Source organism: Streptomyces sp. NPDC059917, from assembly GCF_042730635.1.
GTDB lineage: Bacteria > Actinomycetota > Actinomycetes > Streptomycetales > Streptomycetaceae > Streptomyces.
The window spans coordinates 96,274-108,806 of the sequence record NZ_JBHWLC010000015.1 but is presented as its reverse complement, the minus strand read 5'-3'; the positions used below and the strand labels follow the sequence as shown (position 1 = coordinate 108,806).

The following is a 12,533-nucleotide window of genomic DNA, read 5'->3' as shown; positions in this document are numbered from 1 at the left end:
TGCGTGTCGCGTACCGACGCAGGCCCGCTCCGACCCGGATCCGGCGCCCGGGCGGCTCGACCGCCCGGGCGGTCCGGCGCGCGGGCGCTCGGCGTCCGGAAAGGGGTGTGGCGGGCCGGTCGGGGGCGGGGGTCGATTAAGGTGACCAAGTGAAGATCGCGCTCATGGACTCCGGCATCGGCCTCCTCGCGGCGGCCGCCGCGATGCGACGGCTGCGGCCGGACGCCGACCTGGTCATCTCCTCCGACCCCGACGGCATGCCCTGGGGACCGCGTACCCCCGAGGACCTCACGGGGCGGGCGCTGGAGGTCGCGCGCGCCGCGGCCGGGCTGCGACCGCAGGCCCTGATCGTCGCCTGCAACACCGCCTCCGTGCACTCCCTGCCCACCCTGCGGGCCGAGCTGGAGCCGGGGATCCCCGTCGTCGGCACGGTCCCCGCGATCAAGCCCGCCGCGGCCCGCGGCGGCCGGGTCGCCATCTGGGCCACCCCGGCCACCACCGGCAGCCCCTACCAGCGCGGGCTGATCCGCGACTTCGCCGCGGGCGTACCGGTCACCGAGGTCCCCTGCCCCGGTCTGGCCGACGCCGTGGAGTACGGGAACGCGGAAGCCGTCGTACGGGCCGTCGCCGCGGCCGCCGCACTGACCCCGCCGGACGTCACCGACGTGGTCCTCGGCTGCACGCACTACGAACTCGTCGAGGCCCCCATCCGGGCCGCCCTGGCCGAACGCACCGGCGGCGCCGCCCTCGTCTACCACGGCTCGGCGGAAGCCGTCGCCACCCAGGCGCTGCGCCGCATCGGCGCCCGCCCCGAGCCGGATCTGCCGCGCACCGGCACCCTGACCGTGCTGCACAGCGGCCGCCCGGGCGAACTGCCGGCCGCCGCCCTCGGCTACGCCGAGGGCCGCCTCCTGACCGCCGCCCAGGACGCCCCGGCCGGAGCGTAGTGCCGTGCCCGGGTCGTCGCCTTCGGGCTCGCCTTCCGGGTCGCCTTCCGGCGGTGCCTCAATCGCCGGCGGGGCTTGATCCGTCCGCTTCGACGAGGGCTTCGGCCAGCTCCCGCAGCGCGTCGGCGTCCAGGACCTGGTCGCCGAAGCCGGGCAGGGGGACGTGCAGGGGGTCGGTCCACCGCTCGGGGACCGCGCCTGATCCGTACACCGCGCCGGCCAGCGTGCCCGTCACCGCGGCCACCGTGTCCGTGTCGCCGCCGACGTCCACGGCCGCCCGCAGCGCCTCCTCGAAGCCCGTCGTCGTCCGCAGCGCCCACACCGCCGTGCCCAGGCACGGCCACACCGCGCCGTTGAACTCGGTCGCGAGCCCGGGATGCCAGCCCGGGGCGAGCACCCGGGCGTAGCGCTCCCGCTGGTCGGCGCGGACCTCGGCGAGCACCCCGGGCAGGGCGGCGAGCGGGTCCCCGCCCTCCAGGGCGGTCCGCACCAGCTCGTGCAGCACCGCCGTGCCCTCCCAGGCCGCGGCGTCGCCGTGCGTGAGCGCCGCGATCCGTCGGGCGGCGTCCATCGTCGCGGCCCGCCCCGCCGCGGCGAAGTACACCGCGGAGGTCGAGGCCCGCATCAGGGAACCATTGCCCGCGGCCCGGGCGTTGATCTGGAAGTGCAGCGCCGCGGCGAGTTCCCAGGACGCGCCGTTCGTCAGCACGTCCTCGGTCTGTAGCCCGATGTCCTTCGGTTCGCCCGCCGCCCACCGTTGGAACCGGGCGAAGACGTCCGGCAGTTGGAGTCCGCCGTGCTCCCGCAGCGACGCGCCCACGAGGACGGCCATCTGGGTGTCGTCGGTCGCCTCACCCGGATCCCAGCCGCCGCCCCCGCACATCTCGCCGCCCCCGCCCGGCGCCGGGAAGCGCGCGGAGAAGGCGCCCGCCGGGCCGAACTCGAAGGGGGCGCCCAGCGCGTCGCCGACCGCCGAGCCGAGGACGGCCCCCACGGCGCGGTCGGTGCGGGCGGCGCGGTCGGCGCGGTCCGGGCTCACGGGGCGGGCTCCGTCGGCGCGCCCGGGCACACGGCGTCCAGCACGCCCCGGGCGAAACCGTCCAGGTCGTCCAGCCCGGCCACGGCCAGCGTCCCCGGCGCCCCGGCCAGCAGGTAGGGGAGGGCCCCGTGCAGGACGAGGGTCAGCGCGCGGGCCCGTTCCGCGGTCCCGTACGCCCCCAGCCCGCGCAGCAGATGGGCGTGGGCCGCGAAGTCGGCGGCGGCGATCGGGTCCAGCAGCGCGGCCAGCCAGGGCCGCCGGGCGCCCTCGGCCAGCAGCTCCAGGTGGGCCAGTACGCGCGGGCGCCCCGGCCCCGCGACCTCGCGCAGCAGCCCGGCGAGCAGCGCGGCCACCCCGGCCCGGTCGGTCGGCCCGGCTCCCGCCAGCGCGTCCGCCCGCTCCCGGTAGCGCTCCAGGCACCGTTCGGCCACGGCCCGCAGCAGGGCGTCCCGGGTGGGGAAGTAGTTCTTGGCCGTGCCGAGCGGCACCCCGGCGACCGCGTCGACGGCCCGGTGGGTCAGCCCGCGGCCACCCGCCTCCGCCAGTACGTCGACGGCCGCGTCCCGCAGCAGTTCCCTGCGCTCCTGGTTCACCGGGGCAGCCTAACGACCCCGCCCCGGCGGCGTCCGGCCGCTTCCGGCGGGCTCCCGCCGCGCGTTTGTCCGTCCGGCGCGGCGGGCAGGCGCGGACAGCGGAGGCGCGGGGCGGACACGGACCGCCGCGCGGCCCGTCCGCCAAAGGGTCGAGAGGCGGTGGCGCGCGTGCGGAACGTGAGTACGCTGCTACACATGACGGACCACCCTCCGGGCCCGCTCTGGACCGGCCGGGCCTCGAACCGCGTGCAGTGGCTGATCGCCGCCGCCGGCGCGGCCTGCCTGGCGCTCGGCATCGAACTCGCCGTCGACTCCGCATGGACGGCCGGGATCATCCCGCTGGTGATGTCGGTCGTCGGCTGCCTCGCGGTCGGGCTGCTGATCCTCTACGGCACCCTCGCCTTCGTCCACGTCGCCGTCACCGTCGACTCCGAGAACATGGAAGTGCGGTGCGGGCACATAGGGCTGCCGCGCCGCCGGATCCGGCTCTCCGAGATCACCGCGGCCGAGTTCGTCCCCCGCATCACCCCGCAGCAGTGGGGCGGCTGGGGCTACCGCTGGCGGCCCGAGAAGGGCACGGCCGTCGTCGTCCGCCGGGGCGAGGGCGTCGAGCTGCGGCTCGGCGACGGCAAGCTCTTCACCGTCACGGTCGACGACGCCGAGAACGCGGTGCGCGTCATCCGTACGCACCTGCGCGCCCTGACGCGCTGACGCCGGATCGCCCACCCGGACCCCGACGCGCGCCCTCACCGGTCGGGGCACGGGTCGGCGACGTACACTCCGCCAGATGAGCAGCAGCGCCACCCGTGCGGTCGAGAACGAGCCCCCCGTCGTGCCCTCCGGCGAACCGGTGTCCCCACGGGCGCGCCGGATCGCCTGGCTGCTGCGCGCGGGCGGCTCGGTGGCGGCCGGGGTGCTGCTGTACCTGAGCTTCCCGCCCCGGCCCCTGTGGTGGCTGGCCCCCGTCGCCTTCGCGCTGCTCGGCTGGTGCCTCCAGGTGCGCCGGGCGCGCGCCGGATTCGGCTTCGGGCTGCTGGCCGGGCTCGGCTTCATGCTGCCGCTGCTCTTCTGGACCGGCGAGGAGGTCGGCCCGGTGCCGTGGCTGGCCCTCGCCGTGCTGGAGGCGCTCTTCGTCGGGCTCACCGGGCTCGGGATCACGCTGGTCCGGCGGTTGCCCGCCTGGCCCCTGTGGGCCGCGGCGGTCTGGGTGGCGGGCGAGGCGGTCCGGGCCCGCATCCCCTTCGGCGGCTTCCCCTGGGGCAAGATCGCCTTCGGCCAGGCCGACGGGTTCTTCCTGCCGCTGGCCGCGCTCGGCGGCACCCCGCTGGTCGGCTTCGCCGTGGCCCTGTTCGGATTCGGACTGTACGAGGCCCTGAGCGTGGTCCTCGCCCGGCGCACCGCCGCCAGGGCGACCCGCGACGGCTCCGGGAGCCCCGCGGGCGCCACGACCACGGCCGACGCCGACGTCACGGCAGCACCCGAAGGCACAGGAACCTCCGGCGCCACGCGGGCCCCCGGGGGCACAGGGGCCACCGCCCTCACGGCCGCCCTCGCCGCGCTCAGCGTCGTCGTACCGCTCGTGGCCGCCCTCGCCGCCCGCCCGCTGGTCTCCGACGCGGCCGAGGACGGCACGGCCGTGGCCGCCGTCATCCAGGGCAACGTCCCGACCATAGGGCTCGACTTCAACTCCCAGCGCCGCGCCGTCCTCGACAACCACGCCAAGCGCACGCTCCAACTCGCCGCCGACGTCAGGGCGGGCCGTGCGCCGCAGCCCGACTTCGTGGTCTGGCCGGAGAACTCCTCCGACCTCGACCCCTTCGCGGAGCCCGACGCCTACGCGGTGATCGACCGGGCCGTGAAGGCCATCGGGGTGCCCGTGGCCATCGGCTCGGTGATCGCCCCGGAGACCGGCCCGCTGCGCAACACCATGATCTTGTGGGATCCGGTCAAGGGGCCCACGTCCACCTACGACAAGCGCAAGATCCAGCCGTTCGGCGAACGCATGCCGATGCGCTCCTTCGTCCGGATCTTCAGCTCGGACGTGGACCGGGTCCGGCGCGACTTCGGTCCCGGCAAGGAGCCGGGGGTCTTCGACATGGCGGGCAGCCACGTCGGCATGGTCACCTGCTACGAGGCCGCCTTCGACGACGCCGTGCTCTCCACCGTCCGGGCCGGGGCGCAGGTCATCGCCGTCCCGAGCAACAACGCCACCTTCGGCCGCAGCGAGATGACCTACCAGCAGCTCGCCATGGACCGGGTGCGCGCCGTCGAGCACAGCCGGACCGTCCTCGTCCCCGTGACCAGCGGGGTGAGCGCCGTCATCCACCCCGACGGCAAGGTCGTCCAGCAGACGAAGATGTTCACCCCGGACGCGCTCGTCGCCACCATCCCGCTGCGTTCCTCGCAGACCCCGGCCACCCGGTTCGGCCCGCTCCCCGAGTACGCCCTGCTCGCGCTCGCGGCGGGCGGTTTCGGCTGGGTCCTGCTCCGCCGGGCCGGGGCCCGCCGCAAGGCGTCGTAGGGTCGGGGGATGAGCACCCCCGAGTTCATCCGCAGGATCCGCGAGCACGCCGGGCACCAACTGCTCCTGCTGCCCGGCGTGAGCGCCATCGTCGTCGACGACCTGGGGCGGGTGCTGCTCGGGCGGCGCGCCGACACCGGCGAATGGTCCGTGATCGGCGGCATCTGCGAGCCGGGGGAGCAGCCCGCGCTGACCGCCGTGCGCGAGGTGTACGAGGAGACCGCCGTGCGGTGCGTGCCGGAGCGGGTCGTCCTGGTCCAGCAGCTGTCGCGGATGGTCTACCCCAACGGGGACGAGTGCCAGTTCACCGACATCACCTTCCGCTGCCGCGCGATCGGCGGCGAGGCCCGGGTGAACGACGCGGAATCGCTGGAGGTGGCCTGGTTCGCCGCCGACGCCCTGCCGCCGCTGGAGCCCTTCGCCCTCGACCGCATCCACCGGGCGCTGTCGGACGAGGAACGGGCCTGGTTCGAGGTCCCCGACGAGGCGCAGGCCTTCCCCTCGCCCTAGGGGGAGGCTCCGGCCGGGGGGTGCCTCAGGACCACCAGGTGTCCCGCGTCCAGTGGTGCACCCCCGGGTCGGCGGCGCGGCCCGCGGCCTCCCGGTACAGCTCCTGCGCGCCGTCGCCCATGACCGCGCTGTAGGAGATCTCCGGAACCTCGCCACCGCCCTGGTACCCGCCCAGTACGCCCACCAGCGCACCGTCCGCCAGCCACGGGCTGCCGCTGGTGCCGCCCGTCAGGTCGGGGCAGCCGATCCGGCGCTGGGTGTCGCTCTGCATCGTGGTGTCGTTGGAGCAGACCAGCGCGGTCTCCTCGCTCGCCGGGTAACCGACGATCGTCACCGTCACGTCGTCGGGCTGCTCGGCGATCACCGGGAAGCCGCCGACCACGTCCTCGATCTGGCGGCCGTCCAGCGGGGCGACGGTCGCGAAGGAGATGTCCGCGTCCGGGTCCTGCCCGCTCTGCCAGCTGGGATCGACGTACTGCCCGGTGAGCTGCCACACGCCGTACGGCGCGGTGCCGTCGCGGTAGCCCGGTACGAAGACGGCGTTGCGTACGTCGCCCAGACAGTGCGCGGCGGTCGCGATCACGTCGTGCCCGTCGCTGCGGACCACGGAGGCGGTGCAGTAGTGCCCGCCGTCCAGTCCGCCCGCGAAGAGGGCGCCCACCCGCTGCGCCGAGCCGTCCGCCGGAGCCAGGACGGTCACCCCCAGGGGCGGCGCGGCCGAAGCGTCCGGGATGTTCACCGTGAGCAGTGCGGACATCGCGCCGATGGCCAGCACGGCACGGGCCGCGCGGCGGGCGCGGTGGGCCTTTCGGGGAAGCATGCGCTGGATCATGCTCCGAGCTTCCAACGCGAACCTTTGCCCGGAGCCTCGGATTCCATAAGAATCCGCTGTGAATTCGTGACCCGGAGGGTGGAACCCCGAGGCCCTAACGCGCGTCCGACCTCTGCTCGTACACCGTCACCCTGCGCCCGCGCACCTGTCGGTCGGCCACCGCCACGAAGCGCTCCCGGAGCACCGCGGCCTTCACCCGGTCCCGCTCCGCGCCCGACGGCTTCGCCACCTTCGCCGCGTCCGTGACCAGCAGGATCCGGCGGTGCGCGAGCATCGCGGCCCGCAACCGGGCCGGATCCTCGCCCTCGACGCCCTTGAGGGTCCCGGAGGCGGCGGGGGAGCGCACGAGCGCGATGTCGGCGAGCCCCGCGAAGCTGCCGGGCGAGACGAGCGCGGTGTCCCGGCGCGCGGCCGGCACGTAGAGCACCGCGTCCCCGGCGCCCTTGAGCCCGGCCACCTCGTCCGCCACGGCGAGCACGTCGTCCACCCGGCTGGCCGGGGCCCGCCTGCCCAGCTCCAGCGGCAGCATCGAGAGCGCCGCCCCCGTGATCGCCACCGGTACGACCAGCGCGGCGCCCCGGAGCGAGCGCCGCGCGGCGGCCCGTACGCCCGCGCCCAGGGCGGCGCCGATCAGCAGGGCCAGTCCCAGCATCGAGAAGAGCACGTACCGGTCGAGGAACAGGGGCTGCACCAGCGACAGCCCGGCCAGTGCCGCGAAGGGCACCACCAGCAGCGGCAGCCCGACGGCGGCCACCGAGGGCCGCCCGGCGCGCGGCCGCTCCAGCAGGGCGCCGACGGCGCCGATGGCCAGCAAGATCGCCGGGCCGACCAGCATCGACCAGGTCAGCGGCGGTATCCAGGACACCTGGCCGGACTGGGTCCGGCTGAACAGGATCAGCGGCAGCGCCCCCAGCACCGCTCCCGTCGAGGCCAGCGCCCACCGCAGCAGGACCGGCCGCCCGGCCCGCACCCACCACAGGGTGGCCGCGTGGGCGGGCAGGACCAGCAACGAGAGCCAGTTCAGCAGGGCGCACACCAGCACGGTGACGCCGTACGCCCACCAGCGCCCCCGGCCGCGCAGCCCGTCCGGTCCGGCCTCCGGTCGGCCCACCAGCAGCAGGGTCGAGAGCCCGGCCCCGGCCGCGACGAGGGCGTACGGCCGTCCCTCCTGGAGCTGGAACTGCACGGCCGGGAGCAGCCCGAGGGCCGTGCCGGCGCCGATCCCGGCCCAGGAACCGGCCCGCCCCGGGGTCAGCCTCCGGGCGAGGGTCGCCACGCAGCCCGCCGCGACCGCGACCGCCAGCACGGAGGGCAGCCGCAAGGTGGTCGTGCTCGCCCCGAACACCTCGAAGAGGCCGTGCATGAGCAGGTAGTACAGGCCGTGCACGGCGTCGACGTTGCCGAGCATGCGCCAGATCTCGCCGGTGGAGCGCAGGGCCACCTGCCAGGTCGCCGCCTCGTCGCGCCAGACGCTGTCCTGCCGGGAGAGCCCCCACAGGCCGAGCCCCAGGGTCCACAGGAAGGGCACGAGCGCCACCGCCCACGCGGCGTACCGGCGCCCCTCCTGCGGGACCCCGGCCGGAGGGACTCCGGGCCGGGAGGTGCGGGAGGAGCTGGATGCGCCGGAAGTCATGGAAGTGCTCGGGTCCTCGGTCGGCCGTTCGGGGTTCGTCCACCAGTCTATGGACGTGGCGGAGGGTTCCCGACCGCTTGTTGTGCACCGCGGTACGTGATCGCCCCCGCCGCCCGCCCCTAGCCTCGCCGCAAGGAGCACGCAGGAGCAGTAGGTACGAGGGGCGGCAACCCGGTGAACTGGCTCATCCACGACTACCGCGAGAACGATCTCGCCGCGGTCGTCCACCTGATCGACACCACCGCCGAGCTGGGCCAGGAGTCCGTCTTCTCCCTCGCCGAGTGCATCAGCGCGCTGACCGGGCGCCAGCCCGCCGTGGTCGCCGTCCACCAGGGGGTCCCGATCGGCGCGGCCCTGGCCTGCGTGGCGGGGGAGCGCGCCTGGGTGATGCGGATCGCGATCTCGGCCGGGTGGCGCGGCCGCGGCCTGGCCAGCGCGCTGCTCGTGGAGCTGGAGCGGCGGCTGATCGCGGCCCGGGTCGGGCGGATCGCCTACGTCCTGCCCGAGGAGGACCTGCTCGGCGAGGGGCTCCTGAACGCCGGGTACACGCGCCAGCCCGCCGTCGCGTACTTCGAGAAGACCGAGCCGCTGCACGGACCGGCGGCCGGACTCCTCGACGAGCTGGGCGGCCGCTTCCTGCCGTCGGACCTCTGGGACGCCGTCGCCGGGATGGAGACGGAGAAGGACCTGATCGAGCGGCGCGTGGTGCTGCCGCTCGCCGAACCGGAACGGGCCGCCCAGCACGGGGTGCGACCGCCGCGCGCCATCACGCTCTTCGGACCGCCCGGCACCGGCAAGACCACCTTCGCCCGCGCGATCGCCTCCCGCCTCGGCTGGCCCTTCGTGGAACTCCTGCCCTCCCGGCTCGCCGACGAGGGAAACCTGGCCACCGCCCTGCGCGGCGCCTTCGCGCGCATCGCCGAACTGGAACGGGTCCTGGTCTTCATCGACGAGGTCGAGGAGATCGCGCCCGTGCGCACCGAGCCCGCGCAGCCCGGCGGGATCCACGGGGTCACCAACGAGCTGCTCAAGCTGATACCCGGGTTCCGCGAGGGCGGCGAGCGGCTGCTGGTCTGCGCGACCAACTCGATCCGCTCGCTGGACCCGGCCTTCCTCAGGCCCGGCCGCTTCGACTACCTCATCCCCATCGGAACGCCGGACGCCGGGGCGCGCGCCGCGATCTGGGCCCGCTACACGGCGGGCCGCGCCGACGTCGACGTGGCGGCGCTGGTCGGGGCGAGCGAGCTGTTCACCCCCGCGGACATCGAGCACGCGGCGCGGATCGCGGCCCAGGTGTCCTTCGAGCGGGACCTGGAGGGGGCGGGCATCCGCGGGGCGTTGGCCGGGCCGCCGGGCGCGGGCACCGAGGACTACCTGGCCGCCGTCGCCCAGTGCCGACCGACCGTGACCCCGGCGCTGACCGGACAGTTCGAGGCGGACATCACGGCGCACGCCCGCTTCTGAGGGGTACCACGGCCCCGGAGCCCGGGGCCGGGAGACGGAAGCGGCCCGCAGCTGCTCCCCAAAGCAGCTACGGGCCTCCCCGCGCGGACTCGGCATCCGTGCGGGACGGCCACGTTCCGGTTGGGGTGTACGCCGGCTGGAACGTGGCACGCAGGGGTGCCGGGGAGGTGTCCTGCACACCTCCGTCAACGTCTACGAGTCAACCAGCGGGCCCACCGCCGGGGCTTCGGCCGGACGGCCACGGCCGGATGGGCCGAACGGCGGAGGGGCGGGCGGACGCCGAGGGGGGTCGGACGGGCCGCCGATCGGGTTACTGTCACACCGTCCGACCGGGACGCGATCCGATCCGCTACGACGCCGGAGACTGCCATGGGCTTCGTGATCTTCATGACCCTGCCGGGACTCGCCCTGCTGCTCACGGCCATGGCGTTCCTCGACCTCGCGCTCGAACGGGCGGGCCGGGCCGGGGTGCTGCCCTGGCGCTGGAGCGGGCGGCAGGGCCAGATCTCCTCCACGGGCTTCGAGCAGCTCCACGCGAGCTTCTCCCCGGGCAAGCAGAACGAACTGAAGGAGCGGCAGAGCGCCCTCGTCATGCGGGACGACGAGGAGGACGGCGCCCCGCCGCGCACCCGCGTCGACCTCGACGGCGGGCGCGCGGTGATCCGGCTCCCCGCGCTCCCGCCCGCCCCGGACGCCGCCCCGATCAGCGGGGACAGCGGTAGCTGAACTCCACGGCCGCCGTGTGCGGGCTCGGTTCCTCGATCCGCACCTCGGCCCGGGCCGGGTAACCGCCCGTGCCGTGGAAGGTCCACAGCAGGTGCAGCCGCGCCTCGTGCTGACCGCGCGGCACCCGCTCGGTCAGCCGGTCGGAGGTGCTGCCGTCACTGCGCACCCAGCGGTAGGTGATCGTCCCGGGCCGCCCGTCGGTCCGTACCACGGCCACCACGTCGGCCGCCGCATCGCAGGCCGGCCCCTGCGCGTCGGTGCTCACGGTGACGTCCCGCACCGCCAGGGCCGGCCCGTACCGCTGCCAGGCCAGGTACGCGAGCACGGCCGCCAGCACGACCAGCGCCAGCGCGTAGCGGCGCAGCCCCGCGCCCCGGCGCCGTCGCCGCGGGGCGGCGGGCTCCGCCGCGGTCACCGGGAAGGGCGCGGCCAGCGCGGCCGTCACCCCGGGCCCGAAGCGCAGCACGGAGCCCTCGACCCGGTCGGGCACCGCCTCGGGACCGTCGAACCGGCGGGTCGCCGCGAGGGCGTCGGGCCGCTCCGGCGGGCCGCTGATCCAGTGGCTGCCGAGCACGGTCGCGCTGTAGTCGTCGTCCTGGGGCGCGCGGGGATCGCTCATCGCGGGACCTCCACCCGCGGGACCTCCACGACCGAGCAGCGCGGGATGGCCGCCGTGGCGGTCGCCGACTTGTTCCCCGCGGTCGGCACCGTGGTGACGCGCACGCTCAGGTAGCAGCCGCGGCCCTGGGTGAAGGTGTGCGTCTGCGGAGGCAGCGCGCCGCCCTGGGTCCTGGCACTGGTCGAACCGTCCGCCACGCGGAGGTCGCCCTCGTAGGCGCCGAGGAACCACTCCAGGACCACGGTCGCCTCGCCGCCCTTGACGCCGAGGGAGACGGTCGCCTGCCCGGCGCGCGTCCCGGCGCGCAGCGCGACCGACACGGAGCCGACGACCACGGTCGGCCTGGGGGACGGAGTCGGGGTCGGGGTCGGCGTGGGGGTCGGCGTCGGGGTCACCGACGTGCTCGGGCTCGGGCTCGTACCCGCGCTCGCGCTCGTGGTCGGGCTCGGCGGGACGGACGCCGAGGGGGACGCGGAGGTCGAAGGGGAGGCGGAGCCGGAGGCCGAGGGGGACGGGCCGGAGCTCGGCGGGGCGGACCCGGGCGGGCCCGCGCTGGTCGTCGCGAAGGCGCTCACCGCGGAAGTGGAGTCCGGGGAGGCGCCGACCGCCTCCGTCGCGAACAGCAGCACGGTCCCCAGCACCAGTGCCGTACCGGCCGCCACCCAGCCCCGCCTGCCCGGCCGCCAGGAGACGGGCGGCGGCGGGAGCACGGTGGTGGCCAGCGCGGTCGTCCCGGCGCCCGGCGCACCCGCCGACGGGAAGAGCAGCGGCAGCAGCGCGGCCAGCGCCGCCAGCTTGCGCTGCCCGCGCTCCTCCCAGTCGGGCCCGTAGGCCGCGCGGGCCAGGTCCTCCAGCTCCACGACGAAGGCGTCCGCGTTCTCCGGGCGCTGCTCCGGCTGCTTCGCCATGCCGCGCCGGATCAGCGGCCGCACCGGCTCGGGGGCCTCGGACTCGGGTACCGGCGCCTCGATGTGCTGCACCGCCAGCTCGGCGAAGTTCTCCCCGGCGAAGGGCTTGCGGCCGGTCAGGCACTCGAAGAAGGTCGCCGTCGCCGCGTACACGTCGGCCGCCGGGGAGGCGGGCTCGCCCTGCCACTGCTCGGGGGCCATGTAGGCGGGAGTACCGGCCACCCCCGGCTTGGTGCCGCGCCCCGTCGCGATCCCGAAGTCCACGAGCTTGGACGAACCGTCCTGGGCGACCAGCACGTTCTCCGGCTTGTAGTCCCGGTGGACGACCCCGGCGCGGTGCGCCTCGGCCAGCCCGAGCAGCGATCCCTTGAGCACCACCAGCGCGGCCTCCGCGTCGGTGGCGCCCGAGCGCTTGAGGACCGCGCGCAGGGATATCCCGTCCACCAGCTCCATCACGATGGCGGCGCCGCCGGGTGCCTCCACGTACTCGTACAGCCCCACCACGTACGGCGAGTGCAGCCCGCCCAGCAGCCGCGCCTCCGCCCGGAACTCCCGGACGAAGGCCGGGTCGTGGCGCAGCCGGTCGGCGAGGTACTTGATCGCGACCGCGGTACCCGTCGCGTCGTGCACGGCGAGCACCACGCGCCCGCTGCCGCCCGATCCGAGCTCCCTGCTCTGCGTGTAACCGGGGACGGTCCACGTGTTCATCCTTCGCCCCCTGCCATGGCGTCGCCGCGTCCT

Annotated in this window: 12 protein-coding genes; 6 read left to right on the top strand and 6 right to left on the bottom strand. The window is 75.6% G+C overall.

Annotation, left to right across the window (positions count from 1 at the left end; genetic code table 11):
• The first annotated feature begins 149 nt into the window (after positions 1 to 149).
• Positions 150 to 947, top strand: coding sequence for a glutamate racemase (locus tag ACFWAR_RS11710; RefSeq protein WP_385775717.1), 798 nt, complete (start codon positions 150 to 152; stop codon positions 945 to 947).
• 58 nt (positions 948 to 1,005) lie between these two features.
• Here ACFWAR_RS11710 and ACFWAR_RS11705 read toward each other — a convergent pair whose 3' ends face one another.
• Entirely contained in the window at positions 1,006 to 1,986 is a 981-nt protein-coding gene (locus tag ACFWAR_RS11705; RefSeq protein ID WP_385775715.1) for an ADP-ribosylglycohydrolase family protein, read from the bottom strand.
• Positions 1,983 to 2,579, bottom strand: coding sequence for a TetR/AcrR family transcriptional regulator (locus ACFWAR_RS11700; RefSeq protein ID WP_385775713.1), 597 nt, complete (start codon positions 2,577 to 2,579; stop codon positions 1,983 to 1,985). Before ACFWAR_RS11700 ends, ACFWAR_RS11705 begins: the two co-directional genes overlap by 4 nt.
• Before the next feature lie 195 nt (positions 2,580 to 2,774).
• Here ACFWAR_RS11700 and ACFWAR_RS11695 point away from each other — a divergent pair, with 195 nt between their 5' ends.
• The 3 genes from ACFWAR_RS11695 to ACFWAR_RS11685 all read left to right on the top strand — a co-directional run bounded on the left by ACFWAR_RS11695 (position 2,775) and on the right by ACFWAR_RS11685 (position 5,610).
• Positions 2,775 to 3,290: a hypothetical protein gene (locus ACFWAR_RS11695; RefSeq protein ID WP_385775711.1), complete on the top strand. Its 516-nt coding sequence runs from the start codon at positions 2,775 to 2,777 to the stop codon at positions 3,288 to 3,290.
• Between the two features lie 76 nt (positions 3,291 to 3,366).
• Positions 3,367 to 5,100, top strand: coding sequence for an apolipoprotein N-acyltransferase (gene lnt / locus ACFWAR_RS11690; RefSeq protein WP_385775709.1), 1,734 nt, complete (start codon positions 3,367 to 3,369; stop codon positions 5,098 to 5,100).
• Between the two features lie 9 nt (positions 5,101 to 5,109).
• A complete protein-coding gene (locus tag ACFWAR_RS11685) occupies positions 5,110 to 5,610 on the top strand; it encodes an NUDIX domain-containing protein (protein ID WP_385775706.1) in 501 nt (166 codons plus the stop codon).
• A 25-nt stretch (positions 5,611 to 5,635) separates the two neighbouring features.
• Here the strand turns inward: ACFWAR_RS11685 and ACFWAR_RS11680 are convergent, their stop codons facing one another.
• Positions 5,636 to 6,430: a trypsin-like serine peptidase gene (locus tag ACFWAR_RS11680; protein ID WP_385775704.1), complete on the bottom strand. Its 795-nt coding sequence runs from the start codon at positions 6,428 to 6,430 to the stop codon at positions 5,636 to 5,638.
• Between the two features lie 106 nt (positions 6,431 to 6,536).
• Positions 6,537 to 8,075 carry a hypothetical protein gene (locus ACFWAR_RS11675; protein WP_385775702.1) on the bottom strand — a complete coding sequence of 513 codons (1,539 nt, stop codon included), beginning with the start codon at positions 8,073 to 8,075 and terminating at the stop codon, positions 6,537 to 6,539.
• 174 nt (positions 8,076 to 8,249) lie between these two features.
• Here ACFWAR_RS11675 and ACFWAR_RS11670 point away from each other — a divergent pair, with 174 nt between their 5' ends.
• A complete protein-coding gene (locus ACFWAR_RS11670; RefSeq protein WP_385775700.1) occupies positions 8,250 to 9,539 on the top strand; it encodes an ATP-binding protein in 1,290 nt (429 codons plus the stop codon).
• A 369-nt stretch (positions 9,540 to 9,908) separates the two neighbouring features.
• Positions 9,909 to 10,265 carry a DUF6191 domain-containing protein gene (locus tag ACFWAR_RS11665; protein ID WP_385775698.1) on the top strand — a complete coding sequence of 119 codons (357 nt, stop codon included), beginning with the start codon at positions 9,909 to 9,911 and terminating at the stop codon, positions 10,263 to 10,265.
• Here the strand turns inward: ACFWAR_RS11665 and ACFWAR_RS11660 are convergent.
• Positions 10,243 to 10,884: a hypothetical protein gene (locus tag ACFWAR_RS11660; RefSeq protein WP_385775696.1), complete on the bottom strand. Its 642-nt coding sequence runs from the start codon at positions 10,882 to 10,884 to the stop codon at positions 10,243 to 10,245. The genes ACFWAR_RS11665 and ACFWAR_RS11660 overlap by 23 nt on opposite strands.
• Positions 10,881 to 12,500 (bottom strand): serine/threonine-protein kinase, encoded by a 1,620-nt coding sequence (locus ACFWAR_RS11655; RefSeq protein WP_385775694.1) that lies wholly within the window; start codon positions 12,498 to 12,500, stop codon positions 10,881 to 10,883. The genes ACFWAR_RS11660 and ACFWAR_RS11655 overlap by 4 nt, the downstream gene beginning before the upstream one ends.
• Between the last annotated feature and the right edge of the window lie 33 nt (positions 12,501 to 12,533).